Raw genomic sequence first — 18364 nt, 5'->3', positions numbered from 1 at the left:
CAGATGGACGCATTGGCGCAGTTTTTGACAGACGAACAGGACCCGGTGGCGGTGGGCAAGATCCTGCCCAAGATCACCGAGTTGCTGACCCGCGACGAGCAGGTCGAGTACATCGCCGTGCAGAAGAAGATGGTGATGAACTTCTCGCCGGATGCGGTGGTGCTGACCAACCGCCGCTTCATCGTGGTCTACCCAAAGCTGCTCGGCATGACGTTCCGCGATTTCCCGTGGCGCGAGGTGCTCGATGTGCACATGAGCGAACAGATGCTCGGAGCCACCATCATGTGCCGCACCACGCAGGGCGCCTACGCCTCCATCGACAGCCTGCCCAAGAAACAGGCGCGGCGCGTGTACGCCTATGCGCAGCAGGTGGAAGAATCCGCCTACGAGAAGCGCCAGCAGCTGGAGATCGACAAGCTGCGCGCGGCGGCCGGTGGCGTGGTGGTGCATGCGCCTGGTACGCACGGCGCAGCAGTGCCATCGCAGGCCAGTGCCGTTCCTGCGTCCGAGGATCCGGTGCAGGTATTGAGCAAGCTCAAGCAATTGCTGGATGCGGGGCTGATCACGCAGGACGAGTTCGACGCCAAGAAGACAGAAGTGCTGGCGCGCTTGTAGCGTGCGCAGTACCTCCGCGCATTGGTCGGCTTTCCATACCTCGGCCCATCGATCGCAGCAGTGACGCATCAGCGGCCGCGACCCACCGACGCGTCCATCGCACGGCGGCGCTGTCGGTGGCTCGCCGCGCGCTGGCCTACCACTCGACCAGCGTTACGCAACCACGCCAGGCCTGATCGGTGCGCTACGCACCGGCCCGCGCGTTGTAGGCACGCAGGCCACGTCGTGCAGAAAACCACCAAACCGGTTGCGGATCACCGCCAAGCGGGCGCGGCCGGTCGCTGGGATCCGCCGCGTCCATTCAGACGCCACGATTCAACACCTGCTGTCTGCACGTCCTGGCCATGATCGGCCAGGCCCGCCGCGATTACTCGCCCAGCGCCTTGGCCACGAACGGCGGAGCAACCAGCACACCGGTGTGCAGGTGCGCGGTGTAGTACAGGGTGTCGAAGCCCTTGGCCTGCGCAGCGTCCTGGCGGAACGCGAAATCGGCGTCGGCCTGCTTGCTGGCCATGGTCACGCTCCACCAGCCAGTGGGGTAGCACGGCTGCGGGAACGGCAGGGTCTTGAACGACTGGAAGCCGGCCTTGCCCATTTCGGTGCGCATTTCATTGATCAGGTCCAGCAGCGCCAGTGGCGATTCGGACTGCTGCACCAGGATGCCATCGTCCTTCAAGGCCTTGAAGCAGCTCTCGTAGAAGGCCTTGTTGAACAGGCCTTCGGCCGGGCCCACCGGGTCGGTGGAATCGACAATCACGATGTCCACGCTGCCGGCCGGGCAATTGGCCATATAGGCCACGCCATCGTTGAACAGCAGTTCGGCGCGCGCATCGTGGTTTGAATCGCACAGCTCGGGGAAATACTTCTCCGACATGCGGGTGACCTGCTCATCGATATCGCACTGGGTGGCGCTTTCCACGCCCGGGTGCTTGAGCACCTCGCGCAGCGTGCCGCAGTCGCCGCCGCCGATGATCACCACGCGCTTGGGCGCGGGGTGGGTGAACAGCGCCGGGTGGCTGATCATCTCGTGGTAGAAGAAATTGTCGCGGCTGGTGAGCATCACCGCGCCGTCGATCAGCATCAGCTTGCCCCAATCGGTGGTCTGGTAGATCTCGATCTTCTGGAACGGGGACTGGACCTCGTCCAGCTTGCCGCTGATGCGGAAGCCGATCGCCGAGCCGGTCGGCTGGAAGTGTTCGATGTACCAGTTGTCGTTGGCGCTCATGCAAAGTCCTAAAAAAGAAGTGGGCTGTTCCTTCTCCCAGCGGGAGAAGGTGGCGCAAAGCGCCGGATGAGGGTCGGGCACGGCCTCGCGCAGCCAAACTGCGCAGCGCCTGACCCACGCCAACCCCGCTCCAACCAGGAGAGGGGCGTGAAGTCGGCGCGGATTGTAACGGACCCTGCGCATGCCAGGCGTTACACTTCACGCCCTTTTTTATTCCAGCCGAGACAGCGAAATGAGCGATTGGTCCCTCGACCAAGCCCGCAAGACCTATTCGATCCCGCATTGGGCCGACGGGTATTTCGATGTGAACGCTGCCGGACATGTCGTGGTCACGCCGACCGCCGATGGCCCGGCGGTGTCGCTGCCCGAGGTGGTGGATGCCGCGCGCGCAGCCGGTGCCAAGCTGCCGCTACTGGTGCGCTTCCCGGACATCCTGGGCCAGCGCCTGGGCAAGCTGCAGGCAGCGTTTGCGCAGGCGCAGTCGGAGTGGGATTACGCCGGCGGCTATACCGCGGTGTACCCGATCAAGGTCAACCAGCATCGTGGCGTGGCCGGCACCCTGGCCAGCCACAACGGCGAAGGCTTCGGGCTGGAAGCGGGCAGCAAGCCAGAACTGATGGCGGTGCTGGCGCTGTCGCGTCCGGGCGGGCTGATCGTGTGCAACGGCTACAAGGACCGCGAATATATCCGCCTGGCGCTGATCGGCCGCAAACTCGGGCTGCAGACCTTCATCGTCATCGAAAAGCCGTCCGAGCTGACCCTGGTGCTGGAAGAGGCGCGCGCGCTGGACGTCAAGCCCGGCCTGGGCGTGCGCATGCGCTTGGCCTCGCTGGGCGCGGGCAAGTGGCAGAACAGCGGCGGCGACAAGGCCAAGTTCGGGCTCTCGCCGCGGCAGGTGCTGGACCTGTGGAAGACGCTGCGCGACACCGAGTACGCCGACAGCCTGAATCTGCTGCATTTCCATATGGGCTCGCAGATTTCCAATGTGCGCGACATCGCCAACGGCATGCGCGAGGCCACGCGCTACTTCGTGGAGCTCTCGCGCCTGGGCGCGAAGATCAGCCATGTGGACGTGGGCGGCGGCCTGGGCATCGACTACGAAGGCACGCGCTCGCGCAGCTATTGCTCGATCAACTACGGCCTGCATTCGTATGCCAGCAACATCGTGCAGCCGTTGGCCAGCGCCTGCGAAGAGCATGGCCTGCCGCCGCCGCGCATCGTCACCGAATGCGGGCGCGCAATGACCGCGCACCACGCGGTGCTGATCGCCAACGTGTCGGAAGTGGAGCAGGCGCCGGAAGGCCGCGTGCCGGACGCGCACGACGATGAGCCGGCCGCGATCCGCCACCTGCGCGAGATCCACGACGAGCTCGATGTGCGTCCGGCGGTGGAGCTGTTCCAGGAAGCCCAGCATTTCCATGCCGAAGGCTTGAGCGCGTACGCGCTGGGCCAGATCGACCTGCCGCAGCGCGCGCGCATCGACGACCTGTTCTATGCCATCGCACATGGCGTGCGCGCACGCCTGAGCTTCGACGAGAAGAGCCATCGCCCGGTGCTGGATGAGCTCAACGAGCGGCTGGTGGACAAGTATTTCGTCAACTTCAGCGTGTTCGAATCGATCCCGGACGTGTGGGCGATCGATCAGGTCTTCCCGATCGTGCCGATCGAGCGCTTGAACGAAGCGCCGCAGCGGCGCGGCATCATCGCCGACATGACCTGCGATTCGGACGGCATGGTCAAGACCTATGTCGAGAACGAAAGCCTGGACAGCTCGCTGCCGCTGCATGGCTTGAATGCCGGTGAGAGCTATCGCATCGGCTTCTTCCTGGTCGGCGCCTACCAGGAAATCCTGGGCGATATCCATAACCTATTCGGCGATACCGATGCGGTGGAAGTGGTGGTCAATCGCGATGGCTATCGCATCGCACAGCAGCGCCGCGGCGATACCACCGACGTGATGCTGGACTACGTGGGCTATCAGCTGGACACGCTGCGTGCCACCTATGCCGAGCGCATTGCTGCCGCACACCTGTCGCCGGAACGGGCGCAGGAACTCAGCGCTGCGCTGGAAGCGGGGCTGACCGGCTACACCTACCTGTCCGACGAGCCGCTGGGCTGATCGGCAATGCGCTGCGGCTGGGCCGCAGCGCTGGCGGTGCGCGACATGGCCCATCCTGCACGCGCTCGTGCCGCAAGCGCCGCCTGAAGCGGCAGGGGCATCACCGGCATGGACGCTGCAGGTTCTGCAACGTGTCGATGCGCGATCGCGCAGACGTGCGCTGGTCGGCTGCGATCCTGCGCTTCATGCAGCCGTACCCCGCCGGATCGAACAAAGTGCCTGCACTTGTCATGCGCTACGCCTTGCGATCGGCTCGAGCTTACGTTCTTCGCGCGTTTGTACTGCATGCCGATGACAATCAGGCGACCATCGCGTGATCGTGCACGCGAGGGAGTCAAACGCATTGAAGGCGTCTTTTCTCTCATAAAGGGATTTTCCGAATAACCTAATTCCAGTAACGCTCATTTGGAATTGGTCTTATTCAATGCGGGGTCTTATCTGCGGTGATGCGCGCATATTCGCCTTGAACTGCGTGCGTAGCGTCGACCATGCGGTATGCCGGATGCGGCGCGGGATTCGATCGGATGTATGCATGTAGAACACTAGTTCAAATCACAGTTCAGAAAGAAAATTTTCGGCATCACGCGATTTCCGTGATTTTTTGTACGGTTTCGGCCCCGCGCGAATTGTTAGTGTTCGTTTAACTTGTCGGGATACAAGTGCTTCAACTAGTCACCTGCACATTGTTGTTCGATTGTGCGAGTCGCTGTGCTGTGCGTCTTCATCATGCGTTTCCATCGCGTATTACCGGCAATTGTCGGTGGTCGGCGGTGTTTCTTACCCCTCGTTTTCTCAAGCCAGGTGCTGATCCGGTGTCCATTGACCGATAACGGTTGAAGGGTGTCGACGGACTGCGCGCCACACCAGAAGGATGCACGCAATGCACGCTGACGCCTCTCCCGTTTTTTCCCCTGACCAAGGCGCAACGTGGCCTTTGGGTGGCCAACAAGTTGCACACCGAAAACACCTTGATGTTGGCCGAAGTATTGGAAATGTTCGGCCCGCTCAATCCCCAGGTGCTGATCCGTGCCAGCATGCAGCTGACGCACGAGTTCGATACGCTGCGCCTGTGTATCGTCGAGCACGAGGGCGTGCCTTCGCAGGTAGTCTTGCCCGAGTACAACGGCACGATTCCATACTTCGACGTCAGCTCCGATCCGGCTCCGCGTAATGCCGCCGAACATTGGATCGACGAAGAAATCCGCAAGCCGGCAAGACCTGCAGAACGGGCCGCTATGGCATTGCGCGGTGTTCCGTCTTGGCGAAGATCATCATATCTGGGTGCAATGCGTGAGCCATCTGGTGATGGACGGCTACTGCGCGTCGATCATGATGCAGCGCATGGCCGTGCTCTATAACGCCTACCTGGCCTACCTGGCCTACCTGGCCGACGTGGAGCCGGAGCCTGCGCAGTACGGCAGTGCATTGTCGCTGCTCGAAATGGAACAGCACTATCGCAACTCCGATCGCTTCCAGCGCGATCGCGAGTACTGGATGCAGCAGTTGGCCGATCTGCCGCCGCCGGCGACGCTGGCGCGGCCGGGCAATCAGCTGTCCACCGGGTTATTGCGTGGCACCGGACAGTTCTCGCCGCAGCAGGTGGTACGTTTGCGCGCGCTGGGCAAGGAGTACGGCGCCAGCCTGCCGCAGATGCTGATTTCGCTGATCGCGGCGTACTACTACCGCTGCACCGGCGCCGAGGACCTGGTGCTGGCGATGCCGGTGACCGGCTGCATCAACGCGCGCTACCGGCAAACCGCAGGCCTGGTGTCCAACGTCATTTCGCTGCGCCTGAAGATGGACCCGCAGCAGCCGATCCATACCTTGTTCGCGCAGGTATCCTCGGTGGTGCGGAACGCCTTGCGCCATCAGCAATATCGCTTCGAGGACGTGCGCCGCGATCTGGGCATGTTCGGGATGGAGCAGAAGTTCGCACGCTTGGCGGTGAACATCGAGGCCTTCGACTACACCTTGCGCTTCGGCGAGGCGTACGCGGTACCGCACAACCTTTCCAACGGCCCGGCCGACGACCTCACCATCTTCTGCTACGAACGCGGCGATGGGGCCGCGCTGCGTTTCGATCTGGATGCCAACCCGGCGTTGTACGACAGCGAGGAACTGGCCGAACACTGCCGTCGCCTGACCCATCTGGCCGACGCGGTGCTGGCCGATCCGGAATGTGCGCTGGGCCAGGTGGATGTCCTCGGCGACAGCGAGCGCCGACGTTTGCTGCACACCTGGAACAACACCGCCGCGCCGCTGCCGCAACCGGCCACGCTGTTGCACGGCATGCTGCAACGCGCCGAGTTGATGCCTGCGGCCGTGGTGGCGCAATACGACAACCGCACGCTCGACTACGCCACGCTGTGCGAGCTTGCCTCGCGCATCGCTGCGCAATGGGTGGCCGATGGCGTGCGCCCTGGCGACGTGGTCGCGGTGGCGTTGCCGCGCAGCGAACAACTGTTGGTGGCGTTGCTGGCGGTGATGTGGAGCGGTGCGGCGTATCTGCCGCTGGATCCGGAGAGCCCGGCCGCACGCAACCGCCAGATGCTCAACGATTCCGGTGCCATCGGCCTGGTCTGCGAGCCGGCGCTGTGCGAGCGCTACCTGCTCGGTGGCATGGTCTGGCTGGATCCGCGCCCGGCCGTGTTGCCGGAGGCGATCGCACCGCTGGCGACGCCCGACGGCACTGCGTACGTGCTGTACACCTCCGGCTCCACCGGCGCACCAAGGGCGTGGAAATCAGCCATCGCAACCTGTTCAATTTCCTGCATGCGATGGAGCACGAGCTGGCATTGCGTCCGCGCGATCGTGTGCTGGCAGTCACCACCATCACCTTCGATATCGCCGGGCTGGAGTTGTACCTGCCGTTGCTGGTGGGCGCGCGCGTGGTCATCGCACCGGCCGGTATCAGCCACGACCCACGCGGCCTGTCGCGGTTGATCGCCGACGAACACATCAGTGTGGTGCAGGCTACGCCATCGCTGTGGCGCATCCTGCTGGCCAATGAGGATCTGGTGCTGGATCGCATCCACGCGTTGATCGGTGGCGAGGCGTTGGTGCCCGAACTGGCCACGCAATTGCTCAGCCGGGTGGGGCGCCTGACCCAGTTGTACGGGCCGACCGAAACCACGATCTGGTCGACCATCATGCCGTTGCAGCTGACCGATGCCGCCGCACCGCCGATCGGCAGGCCGCTGCTCAATACGCGCCTCTATGTGCTGGATGCGCAGCGTCAACCGCTGCCGACCGGTGCGATCGGCGAGCTGTATATCGGCGGCGCGGGCGTGGCCAAGGGCTATCGCGGCAAGCGCCAGCTGACCAGCGAACGTTTCATGCGCGACCCGTTCGCCGATGACGGCAGCAGCATGTACCGCACCGGCGACCGCGTGCGTCAACGCAGCGATGGGCTGCTGGAATTCATCGGGCGCGCCGATGCGCAGCTGAAGATCCGCGGACATCGGGTGGAGCCGGCCGAAATCGAAAGCGCCTTGCTGCTGCATTCGCAGGTGGCACAGGCGGTGGTGGTGGGCCACAGCGATGGCGAGCATGCCTTGCAGCTGCTGGCCTATGTGGTGGGCAAGCACGGCAACGCGCCATCGATCGAGCTGCTACGCGCGCATCTGCAGCAGCGCCTGCCGGCATCGATGATTCCGACCCTGTGGGTGCCGCTGGAGGCGTTGCCGCTGACCCCCAACGGCAAGCTGGATCGGCGCGCATTACCGGCGCCTGGCGCATTGCCGCAACGCGCGCACCTGGCGCCGCGCGATGCGCTCGAACGCCAGTTGGCAACGATGCTGCAGGAGGTGCTGGGCATCGAGGTGGTGGGCGTGGACGACAACTTCTTCGAGCTTGGCGGCGATTCGCTGCGTGCGGCGGAAATGGCCGCGCGTTTCCCGCAGATGTTCGGGGTGGAACTGCCGCTGGGCACGCTGTTCCATGCACCGACGATCGCCGGCCTGGCCGAGGTGATCAAGCGCAGCGCACACACGCCCAACGACCCGTTGAGCGTGCTGCTGCCGCTGCGTGCAGGCACCGCCGGCACCACGCCGCTGTTCTGCATCCATCCGGTCATCGGTCTGGGCTGGTCGTATCTCACCTTGCTGGGTCAGCTGGATCCGCAGTGGCCGGTCTATGCGCTGCAATCGCCGGGCTTGAGCGACCCGCAGCACCGTCCGGAGAGCATCGAGGCAATTGCGCGCGATTACCTGGCGCGTCTGCGCAGCGTGCAGCCGACCGGGCCGTACCGTCTGCTGGGCTGGTCGCTGGGCGGTCTGATCGCGCACGCCATCACGGCCGAATTGCATGCGCTGGGCGAAGAGGTCCAGTTGCTGGCCATGCTCGACAGTTACCCGCATCTGGAACAGGCCGCATCGCTGTCGGAGTCGGAGAACGTGCGCGCCTCGGTGCACGCGTTGGCCTTGCATCTGGCGCCGGGTCAGCCGATGCCGACCACGGTCGCCGAGCTGGCCATCCTGTTGTGCGATCACTACGGGCTGAACGACCTGCCTGCGGTGCGCCAGTTGCTGGAGCAACGTCCCACCTTGCTGGACGATCTGGGCGCCCTCACCCAGCATTACCTGCAGCTGGCGCGGCGTCATCGGCCCAAGCCGCTGGACCAGGATGTGGTCTTTGTCGAGGCGAGGGTGCGCATGAGCTCCGGCGGCGACGATGCGCTGTGGGTGGATTACCGTCCCCAGGCGTGGCATCCGTACGTGCGCAACTTGCAGCTGCACGTTCTGGACAGCGACCACCATTCGATGCTCTCGCCGACTCATTCGGCCACGCTCAGCAGCGTGCTGCACGCGGCTACCGCAGAGGCTACCCGGGCTGTGCAGCCTGTGGGGCAGGCCGGCCATGGTGCGGTCGCCGGCGACGGAGTGACCGAATATGCCTGAGTCCGGAGCCGATCCGTCACGCCAGCGGCCGGTGGTGATCGCCACCCTCGGCACGCACGGGGACGTGCGCCCGATCATTGCGCTGGCGCTTGGACTGCAGCGGCGCGGTTATCCGGCGCGGGTGCTGACCAGTTCCAACTTCGAGACCTTGATCCGTGCCCACGGCCTGGAATTCTTCCCGCTCAGCGGCGATCTCCAGAAGCTGTTGCAAGACCATCCGGACGTTGCCGAGATGCGCGGCGCCCCTGCCATCTTGCGCAGGAAGTTGCTGGAGTGGGCGCGCGATTGGCCCGCCCAGGGCCGTGCGGCGTGCGCCGATGCCGGCTTGATCCTGGGCGTGGGCAGTGCCAGTTTCCTCGTCCACAGCCTGGGCGAGGCGTATGGCGTGCCGGTGGCGTTTGCGCAGTTGCAGCCGCTCACCGAGTCGCGCCACCTGCCGTTGATGCTGATGCCCAACCTGCGTCTGCCGGGAAGTGTCAGCGTGGCATTGCATCGCCTGATGCGCTTTGTCGGCTGGCAGCTGATGCGGCCGGCCTTCAACGATATCGTGCGTCCGGCATTGGGGCTGCCGGGGTATCCGTGGAGCGGTCCGGATCGCAGCACGCTGCGCGCGATCTACGGCTATAGCGCGCATGTGTGCCCGCGCCCGCCGGACTGGCCGGAGAGCGCGCAGGTGTGCGGCTTCTGGCAACTGCCGCCGTCGCAGTGGCAACCGCCGGCCGCGCTGCAGGCGTTTTTGCAGGCCGGGCCGCCGCCGCTGTATATCGGCTTCGGCAGCATGACCAGCAGCGCCGTCGCGCAGCTCACTGCTACGGTGAAGGCAGCGGTGCGACTGACCGGGCAGCGCGCGTTGCTGGCCAGCGGCTGGGGCGGCCTGGGGGCCGGGGATGCCGCTGCCGCCGATGACGCTGAGCGCTTCTTCCATCTGGAACAGGCACCGCACGATTGGCTGTTCCCGCGCGTGTCTGTGGCCGTGCATCACGGTGGTGCCGGCACCAGCGGTGCCGCGTTGGCGGCGGGCATCCCCTCGGTGGTGCTGCCGTTTGGCTACGACCAGTCGTTCTGGGCGCATTGCCTGGCCCAGCGCGGGGTTGCGCCGCCCGCGCTGGCGCGTGCCGGGCTGCAGCCAGAAGCCCTGGCCGCAGCCATCCAGCAGGCGAGCACGCCGGCCATGCGCGCGGCCGCGCGCGCACTCGGGCAACGGATTGGCCAGGAAGACGGCGTCCGCAACGCGGTCGATCAGCTGGAAGCCTGGCACCTGCTTGAACCCACGGCAGTGGCGCCCGCAGTGGCCACACGGACCGAGCAGCACGCCATCGCATAGGCGTGGCGATGCTGCGCATCCGCCGCCGCAGGCGATGCGCGCACTGCGGCGCCGCGTAGCAGTGCGTGGTTGGCAGCGACGCACTGTGCGCTGCCGGCATGCGGCACAATCGGGCTCCCTCGGTTGATCTGGCCCGCATGCGCTATCCCGCTCTGGACCTGTTGCGTGGCATCGCCATCGTGTGGGTGATGCTGTTCCATTCGTTCGTGGTCGGCGGGTTGGGGCCGGACTGGGAATGGCTGTCGCGCTACGGCTGGATGGGGGTGGACCTGTTCTTCGTGCTGAGCGGCTTTTTGATCGGCACCCAGGTGCTGACCCCGCTGTCGCACGGCAAGCCATTGGACTTCACCGATTTCTACCTGCGCCGCGCATTCCGCATCCTGCCGGCGTTTCTGGTGGTCTTGGCGATCTACATGGCATGGCCGGGTTTTCGCGAATCGCCCGGGCTGGCGCCATGGTGGATGTTTCTCACCTTCACCTTGAATCTGTTCGTGGACTACGGCGAGCAGGCCGCGTTCTCGCACGCATGGTCGCTCTGCGTGGAAGAGCATTTCTATCTGGTGTTTCCGTTGCTGGCGACGTTGTTGTTGCGGCGTCCATCGGCGGTGTGCGTGGCAGTGGTGGTCGCCGGCATCGCGTTGCGCACCAGCGTGTGGCTGCACAACACGGCGCTGGATCAGCTGGGCGGCGGCCAGCAGCGCAACTGGTTTGTCGAAGATCTCTATTACCCCACCTGGAACCGGCTGGACGGCTTGCTGGCCGGTGTCGTGCTGGCAATGGTGAAGGTCTTCCGCCCCCACACATGGCAATGGCTGCAGCAGCGCGGCAACACCTGGGCGCTTGCCGGCGTGGCCATGCTGGCACTGGCGATGTGGTTGTTCCGCGAGCGAACCGGCCTGCTGGGCAACGCAGTAGGCTGGCCGGTGCTTTCGCTGGGGCTAGCCTTGCTGGTAGTGGCAGGCACTGCGACCGACAGCGCACTTGGCCGTCTACGCGTGCCGGGCGCTGCCTGGTTGGCCGCCATTTCCTACAGCGTGTATCTGACCCATAAGGCGATGTTCCATGTGACCCAGGGTTGGTTCGGCGCCACGCTGGACGGCGGTGGCGTCCCGGCCTTTGCAGTGTACGGCGTGGTGGCGCTGGCGGCGGGTGCGCTGCTGCATTACATGGTGGAACGCCCGTTCCTGCAGCTGCGCGGCGCGTTGTTGCGATGGCGCGCAGCCGTGCGCCGCGATGCCGAACTTGCATGATGCGATGGCTGCGGATAACGGCGAGCATGCACCGGTTGCGCATGGTGGCCGCCGCTGCAGCACCTGGTGTCAGGCAACCGGTCTGCGCAATTGCTGCGAATCTGCAGCGCCGATGCAAAGAAAAGCCGCGCAGTGCGCGGCTTTTCGATGCTCCGTTCGATGCTCCGTACCGCTTACGCGGCGCAGCGGGGGGGTGTGCCTGGCGCACTGCGCGCTCACCGCCTAGGCCCTTGCGTCGTTGCAACGCCTCACTGCGCGTCGCGGGCCACCTGGAACCCCGCAAAGGACTGCGTCACCGGCATGATTTCCAGGCGGTTGATATTCAAATGCGCCGGCAGGCTGGCGACATAGAAGATCTGTTCGGCGATGTCTTCTGCCGTCATCGGGGTGGCGCCACGGTACAGCGTGTCCGACGCGGCCTGGTTGCCGCCGGTGCGCACCAGGGTGAATTCGGTCTCGGCCATGCCCGGTTCGATCGAGGTCACGCGCACGCCGGTGCCGTGCAGGTCAGAGCGCAGGCCCAGCGAAAACTGCTGCACGAAGGCCTTGGTGCCGCCGTAGACGTTGCCGCCGGTGTATGGGTAGGTTGCCGCCACCGAGGCGATGTTGATGATGGCGCCGCGGCGCGCAATCAACGCCGGCAGCAGGCGGTGGGTGAGCGTGACCAGCGCCGTGACATTGGTGTCGATCATCTGCTGCCACTGCGCCAGGTCGGCCTGCTGCGCGGGCGCGGTGCCCAGCGCCAGGCCGGCGTTGTTGACCAGCACGTCGATCTCGGCGAATGCGGCCGGCACCGCGTCGATCGCGTCCGACAAGGCGTGTGCATCGCGCATGTCGAACGCGGCGGCGTGTACCTGCCCGGCCGGCAGTTCAGCGGCCAGCGCCTGCAGGCGTTCGGCGCGACGGCCGGTGGCGATGACCTTCCAGCCGGCTGCGGCGAAGCGGCGCACGGCGGCGCTGCCGAATCCGGAGGTGGCACCAGTGATCAGGACGGTCTTGGACATGGGGAACTCCAGGGAGGACAGGGGGCGGGAGGCAGATTCAGTGAGCAGGCCGCGGGTTCGCCGTTGCGGCATGCCGCGCGCGCAGCAGCTCGTCGGTCAGGGCCTGGCGTGCGACGACGTGGCCACGCCGCAGCTGCAGCGCCACGTACGGGGCCGGTGCGTGCGCAGCGCTCGTGGCGGTGGCGGGCAGCGCCACGATCAATTCGCCATCCACCCAGGCGGCGGGCACTGGCGCTGGCTGGCCGGGGAACAGGACATCCAACGGCAGCGTGGGCGGTGCCTCGGCGCAGGCGCCCAAGACCACGCGATCGAGCCACAGCTGGTGTCCGTCCAGACGCCAGTAAGCGCGGTAGCCGCGCCAGTTGGCGCTGCAACTGCCCAGCGCGCTGCCGGCGTGCGCCACGAAACGCTTCCAGGTGGCTGGGTCGTCCAGTGGGCCGGACAAGGGTTCGGCCAGCAGGGTCGCCTGCTGGCCGTCGATCTGGATCAGGTCGGGCAGCTGATCGGTGGCCTGCGCCGGGCCGGCCCACGCCAGGACGCCCAGCAACATGCCAGCGATACGTCGCAACACGGGCGTTTACTGCGCCTTGATCGCGATGGCGGACAGGCCACTGCCGGTGAGCTTCTGCTTGGCCTCGGCAAGCTCGCTGGCACTGCCGTAGGGCCCCATGCGCACGCGATAGACCGTCTTGCCGCTGATGTCGGCCGATTCCACGCGTGCGGCCAGGCCCATCATCGCCAGCTTGGCCTTGGTGGATTCGGCATCGCCGGAGGCGCCGAACGAGCCGGCCTGCAGGATGTAGCGGGTGTTGTCGGCGACCGCCGGCGCAGCAGCCGTCGTCGCTGTTGCAGCGGCGGCAGTTGCGGCGGGCTTGGGCGCGGCGGCCGGCGCGGTGAGTGCGGCGGTGCTGGCCGGAGCCGGCGTGGCGGCCGGGCGCGCAGGGGCGGTTTCCGGCAGCGGCTTGGGTACGCTGGCGGTGGTTTCCTTCAACGGCGTCGGGACGCTGGCGGCCGGTGTGGCGGCTGCCACACTGGCGCCGGGTGCGGGGGGCACGGGTTTGCCTTCCAGCGCCGCACGCGCACGCGCGGCCTCTTCGGCGCGCGCGCTGGCCGCCAGTTCGGCATCGGACATCTGCACTTCCTTGCCGGGCAGCAAGGTGTAGAAGTCGTACTGGGTCTGCGCATCGCCGGGTTTGGCCTGCGGCTTGGGCGGCTGCGCGCTGGGCTTGGGCAGTTCGGCCGGCGTGTCCACGTCGGCATCGGCCACCGGCTCGGGCTGCGCGTCCGGATTGGCACGCGGGCCCACGCGCAGGAAACCGTCGCCGTCCTTCTTGAACAGGTTGGGTGCGGCCAGGAAGATCACTGCCGCAATCGCGGCGCCAGCCACCAGCCATACCCAACCGGGGGTGCCGTTGCTGGTGTTGCGCCGGGCCTGACTCTTACCGCGTCGTGCTGCCATCTACCACTTCTCCGAATCGTGTCGTTGCGGGCCCGCTGGCCCGACTTGCTGTGGCAACGCGCGCCGCTGCGCTGATTGCCCGGTGAGCGCCATCGGCGCCCGAGGTGGCAGGCCGGCGCCTACCGCAGCGCCATGCGCTGCGCCGCTGCCTGCGATGGCGCCTGGAAGCTACGGCCTGTTTACATCTTTTCCGGAGCGCTGACGCCGAGCAGTTCCAGGCCATTGGCCAGCACCTGTTGGGTGGCGACCGCCAGGGTGAGCTTGGCGTCGCGCTCGGCGGCAGCGTCCACCAGCACCTTGCTGTTGTGATACCACGTGTGGAAGGCGTGCGCCAATTCACGCAGGTATTGCGCGATCTGGTACGGCTCCAACGCCTGACCGGCGATTTCCACCACTTCCGGGTAACGCGACAGCTCCAGCATCACCGCCAGCGAGTGTTCGTCGTCCAGGCATGCGAGCTCGGCCAGACCATGGGCCTGGTCGTACTTGTAGCCCTTTTCCTGCGCCTGGCGCAGCACGCTGCATACCCGCGCATGCGCGTACTGCACGTAGAACACCGGGTTGTCGTTGCTCTGCGCGCGCGCCAGGTCGATATCGAAGGTCAGCTGCGAATCGGGCTTGCGCGCGATCAGGAACCAGCGCACCGCATCGGCGCTGGTTTCTTCGATGAGGTCGCGCAGGGTGACGTAGCTTCCGGCACGCTTGGACAGTTTCACTTCTTCGCCGCCGCGCATCACCGTGACCATCTGGTGCAGCACGTATTCCGGCCAGCCCTGCGGGATGCCCAGCTCCATCGCCTGCAGGCCGGCGCGCACGCGCGTCAGCGAGCCGTGGTGGTCGGCGCCCAGTTCGGTGATGGCGCGTTCGTAGCCGCGTTGCCACTTGGTCAGGTGATAGGCCACGTCCGGCACGAAATAGGTGTAGGTGCCGTCGGACTTGCGCATGACGCGGTCCTTGTCGTCGCCGAAGTCGGTGGACTTCAGCCACAGCGCGCCGCCCTCTTCGTAGGTGTGGCCGGAAGCGATTAGTTTCTGCACCGCTTCTTCGACCTTGCCGTCCTTGTACAGCGAGCTTTCCAGGAAGTAGATGTCGAAATCGACCCGGAACGCAGCCAGGTCGTGGTTCTGTTCGTTACGCAGGTACGCCACCGCGAAGCGGCGGATCGCTTCAAGATCGGCCGGATCCTTGGTGCCGGTGACCAGATGGCCTTCCAGATCGACGGTGTCGCCGGCCAGGTAGGCATTGGCCACATCGGCGATGTAGTCGCCGCGGTAGCCGTTTTCCGGCCAGCCCGCGCTATCGGGCGTGAGCCCCTGCGCCCGCGCCTGCACCGACAGCGCCAGGTTCTCGATCTGCACGCCGGCATCGTTGTAGTAGAACTCGCGCTTGACGTTCCAGCCGTTGGCATCGAGCACGCGCGCCAGGCTGTCGCCGATCGCCGCGGCGCGGCCGTGGCCGACATGCAGCGGTCCGGTCGGGTTGGCCGAGACGTATTCCACGCCCACCGAACGGCCGTTGCCGGCCAAGCCGCGCCCGTAGTCGTGGCCTTGCTTGATCACATGCGCCACTTCGCGCTGATACGCGGTGGGGGCCAGATGGAAATTGATGAAGCCCGGACCGGCGATTTCCACCTTGGTCACGTCGTCGCTGGCCGGCAGCGCCGCCAGCAGCGCCTGCGCCAGTGCGCGCGGATTGCTGCGCGCAGCCTTGGCCAGCAGCATCGCGGCGTTGGTGGCGAAGTCGCCGTGCTCGCGGGTCTTGGGTCGCTCGACCACAAAATCCGGCGGCAGGGTGTCGGCGGGCAGGGTGCCATTGGCGCGCAAGGCTTCAATGCCTTGGCCGATCAGTGCGCGGAGTAGGGCTTTCACGTGGGATCTGCTTGGAACCAAACCAGCGATTTTACCCGACCGCGTGCCGCAGGGTCCGAGCAATGGTTCAGGTCAGCGCACACTGCTCATTCCAGCCAGCCGCGCTCGGCGAACGACACCGGCCGACCATCGCCGATGACGAAATGGTCCAGCAGGCGGATGTCCACCAGCTCCAGGCTGTCCAGCAGGCGCTTGGTGACCGCGCGGTCGGCCTCGGAGGGCTCCGGATTACCCGACGGGTGGTTGTGCCCGACGATCACCGCCGCCGCGTTGTGCAGCAGCGCCCGCCGGACCACTTCGCGCGGGTGGATGTCGGCCCCGTCGATGGTGCCGGTGAACAGTTCTTCGAAGGCGATGGCGCGGTGGCGGTTGTCCAGGAACAGCACCGCGAACACTTCATAGGCCCGCGCGCGTAGCCGCTGCGAGAAGTAGCGGCCCACGCTGGGCGGGTCGCTGAGGGCCTCCCCGCGCTCCAGCGCGCTCATCAGGTGCCGCTGGGCCAGTTCCATCGCAGCGGCGAGCTTGCAGGCCGAGGCCGGGCCCAGCCCGGGCAGGCGCGCCAGCGCCTTGGCCGGGCGGTCCAGCAACAGGCGCAGCGGGCCATCCCGGTGCAGCAGATCGCGCGCGGTCTGCACCGCATCCTGGCCGCGCAAGCCGGAGCCGACGAAGATCGCCAGCAGCTCGGCATCGGACAAGGCAGTGGCCCCGCGCGCCAGAAGTTTCTCGCGCGGGCGTTCGTGGGTGGGCCAGTCGTGTATGTGCATATGGCGAGATTGCCGGTGCTCATCGCCGACGCCCATCAGGCCAAGCAGGGGCATCGGCTAATCTAGTTGTCCTTGTAACCGTAGGACGACCCCGACGTGATCGGCTCCACTCAGGCCCGCCCCCTGGACGGACAGCGTTTGCTGCTGTGCGTCGGCGGAGGCATCGCCGCTTACAAATCGCTCGAACTGGTCCGTCGCCTGCGCGACGCCGGTGCGCAGGTGCAGGTCGCCATGACCGGCGGTGCGCAACAATTCGTGACCCCGCTCAGCTTCCAGGCATTGTCCGGGCAGCCCACCCGCACCACGCTGTGGGACAGCGCCGCCGAGCAGGCGATGGGCCACATCGAACTGGCGCGCTGGGCCGATCGGGTGATCGTCGCCCCGGCGACCGCCGACCTGCTGGCGCGTCTGGCGCATGGCCTGGCCGACGATCTGGTCACCACGCTGTGCCTGGCCACGACCGCGCCGCTGACCGTGGCACCGGCCATGAACCACCGCATGTGGCTGCATCCGGCCACCCAGGCCAACATCGCCACCCTGCGCGCGCGCGGGGTGACGGTGGTGGGCCCTGACGACGGCCCGCTGGCCGAGGGCGAATCCGGACCCGGGCGGCTGGCCGAACCGGCGGCGATCCTTGCTGCGCTGGCCGGTGGCGCGGCGGCCGCCAGCACTGCCCCGGAGGGCGCCAGGAGCGTCGCCGCGCCCGTCTTCATCCCCAGCAGCGCGCAGTTGGAGGGCCTGCGCATCGTGATCAGCGCCGGCCCCACCTTCGAAGACCTGGACCCGGTGCGCTACGTCGGCAACCGCAGCAGCGGGAAGATGGGCTATGCTCTGGCCGCCGCGGCTGCCAAGCAGGGCGCTGATGTGGTGCTGGTCAGCGGGCCGGTGCATCAAACCACCCCGGATGGCGTGCAGCGCATCGACGTGCGCTCGGCCGCGCAGATGCGCGACGCGGTGCTGGGTGCATTCCCGGCCGACATCTACATCGGCGCTGCCGCCGTGGCCGACTACACCCCCAAGCGGGTGGTGTCGCAGAAGATCAAGAAGACCGGCGAAACGTTGACCCTGGAACTGGTGCGCACCCCGGACATCCTGTCCGAGGTCGCCGCACAGACCGGCGCGCTGAAACTGGTGGTCGGTTTTGCTGCCGAAACGCACGATGTGGAGCATTACGCCCGTGGCAAGCTGGCGGCCAAGCGCCTGGACCTGATCATCGCCAATCAGGTAGGGATCGAAGGCGGCGGATTCGAAAGCGACAATAACGCAGCCACGGCCTATTGGCAGGGCGGCGAGCGCGTGTTTCCCAGCAGCAGCAAGACCGAATTGGCAGACCAACTGCTGGCCCTGATCGCGGAGAGATTGCAGGCATGAGCCCCCCAACCCAGTCCCTGCAGGTGAAGTTGCTCGACCCGCGCTTCGGCGATCTGTGGCCGCTGCCGGCCTATGCCACCGAATCCAGTGCGGGCATGGACCTGCGCGCCGCGCTGGAGGCGCCGATGACGCTGCAGCCGGGCGATGCGGCCTTGATCCCCAGCGGTATCGCGATCCATCTGGCCGACCCGCAACTGTGCGCCGTGATCCTGCCGCGCTCGGGGTTGGGCCATCGCCACGGCATCGTGCTCGGCAATGGCACCGGTTTGATCGATGCCGATTACCAGGGGCCGCTGCTGATCAGCACCTGGAATCGCGGCCGCGAGGCCTTCACCATCGAGCCCGGCGACCGCATCGCGCAGCTGGTGATCCTGCCGATCGTGCGTATGGGCTTGCAAGTGGTGGATACTTTCGTCGACAGCGCGCGGGGAGCGGGTGGATTCGGCCACACCGGCGTGCGCTGACAG

General features: G+C 66.4%; 13 protein-coding genes and 1 pseudogene. 8 read left to right on the top strand and 6 right to left on the bottom strand.

Annotation, left to right across the window (positions count from 1 at the left end; translation table 11 throughout):
* Window positions 1–3: 3 nt before the first annotated feature.
* A complete protein-coding gene (locus tag J7360_RS12905; protein ID WP_007963431.1) occupies window positions 4–615 on the top strand; it encodes a PH domain-containing protein in 612 nt (203 codons plus the stop codon).
* A gap of 367 nt (window positions 616–982) precedes the next feature.
* Here the strand turns inward: J7360_RS12905 and speE are convergent, their stop codons facing one another.
* Entirely contained in the window at window positions 983–1840 is an 858-nt protein-coding gene (speE, locus tag J7360_RS12900; protein ID WP_057660430.1) for a polyamine aminopropyltransferase, read from the bottom strand.
* A gap of 232 nt (window positions 1841–2072) precedes the next feature.
* Here speE and speA point away from each other — a divergent pair, with 232 nt between their 5' ends.
* The 5 genes and pseudogenes from speA to J7360_RS12875 all read left to right on the top strand — a co-directional run bounded on the left by speA (window position 2073) and on the right by J7360_RS12875 (window position 11431).
* Window positions 2073–3959 carry an arginine decarboxylase gene (gene speA / locus J7360_RS12895; RefSeq protein WP_209034007.1) on the top strand — a complete coding sequence of 629 codons (1887 nt, stop codon included), beginning with the start codon at window positions 2073–2075 and terminating at the stop codon, window positions 3957–3959.
* Window positions 3960–4096: 137 nt separating this feature from the next.
* Window positions 4097–4276 carry a hypothetical protein gene (locus J7360_RS12890; protein WP_057660426.1) on the top strand — a complete coding sequence of 60 codons (180 nt, stop codon included), beginning with the start codon at window positions 4097–4099 and terminating at the stop codon, window positions 4274–4276.
* 563 nt (window positions 4277–4839) lie between these two features.
* Window positions 4840–8857 (top strand): annotated as a pseudogene (locus J7360_RS12885) (amino acid adenylation domain-containing protein).
* Window positions 8850–10181 carry a glycosyltransferase gene (locus J7360_RS12880; RefSeq protein ID WP_150147086.1) on the top strand — a complete coding sequence of 444 codons (1332 nt, stop codon included), beginning with the start codon at window positions 8850–8852 and terminating at the stop codon, window positions 10179–10181. Before J7360_RS12885 ends, J7360_RS12880 begins: the two are co-directional and overlap by 8 nt.
* Window positions 10182–10318: 137 nt before the next feature.
* The gene (locus tag J7360_RS12875) at window positions 10319–11431 is read left to right on the top strand and encodes an acyltransferase (protein ID WP_209034005.1); all 1113 of its coding nucleotides are present in this window, start codon (window positions 10319–10321) and stop codon (window positions 11429–11431) included.
* A gap of 248 nt (window positions 11432–11679) precedes the next feature.
* Here J7360_RS12875 and J7360_RS12870 read toward each other — a convergent pair whose 3' ends face one another.
* From J7360_RS12870 to radC, 5 genes are all read right to left on the bottom strand, one after another.
* Entirely contained in the window at window positions 11680–12435 is a 756-nt protein-coding gene (locus tag J7360_RS12870) for an SDR family NAD(P)-dependent oxidoreductase (RefSeq protein WP_057660420.1), read from the bottom strand.
* Between the two features lie 37 nt (window positions 12436–12472).
* Complete coding sequence (locus J7360_RS12865; RefSeq protein ID WP_057660418.1) at window positions 12473–13006, bottom strand: hypothetical protein; 534 nt, start codon at window positions 13004–13006, stop codon at window positions 12473–12475.
* Between the two features lie 6 nt (window positions 13007–13012).
* Entirely contained in the window at window positions 13013–13894 is an 882-nt protein-coding gene (locus J7360_RS12860) for an SPOR domain-containing protein (RefSeq protein WP_007972634.1), read from the bottom strand.
* A gap of 179 nt (window positions 13895–14073) precedes the next feature.
* Window positions 14074–15762 carry an arginine--tRNA ligase gene (argS, locus tag J7360_RS12855; protein ID WP_057660415.1) on the bottom strand — a complete coding sequence of 563 codons (1689 nt, stop codon included), beginning with the start codon at window positions 15760–15762 and terminating at the stop codon, window positions 14074–14076.
* Window positions 15763–15848: 86 nt separating this feature from the next.
* Window positions 15849–16562: a DNA repair protein RadC gene (gene radC / locus J7360_RS12850; RefSeq protein ID WP_172955934.1), complete on the bottom strand. Its 714-nt coding sequence runs from the start codon at window positions 16560–16562 to the stop codon at window positions 15849–15851.
* Window positions 16563–16622: 60 nt separating this feature from the next.
* Here radC and coaBC point away from each other — a divergent pair, with 60 nt between their 5' ends.
* The gene (gene coaBC, locus J7360_RS12845) at window positions 16623–17897 is read left to right on the top strand and encodes a bifunctional phosphopantothenoylcysteine decarboxylase/phosphopantothenate--cysteine ligase CoaBC (RefSeq protein ID WP_057660414.1); all 1275 of its coding nucleotides are present in this window, start codon (window positions 16623–16625) and stop codon (window positions 17895–17897) included.
* Entirely contained in the window at window positions 17894–18361 is a 468-nt protein-coding gene (gene dut, locus J7360_RS12840; protein ID WP_007964142.1) for a dUTP diphosphatase, read from the top strand. Before coaBC ends, dut begins: the two co-directional genes overlap by 4 nt.
* The last annotated feature ends 3 nt before the right edge of the window (window positions 18362–18364 follow it).

The sequence above is a fragment of the Xanthomonas sp. D-99 genome (assembly GCF_017746145.1).
GTDB lineage: Bacteria > Pseudomonadota > Gammaproteobacteria > Xanthomonadales > Xanthomonadaceae > Xanthomonas > Xanthomonas cissicola.
Note: the sequence above shows the minus strand (reverse complement) of the source record. Positions and strands in the feature narration are given on the sequence as shown.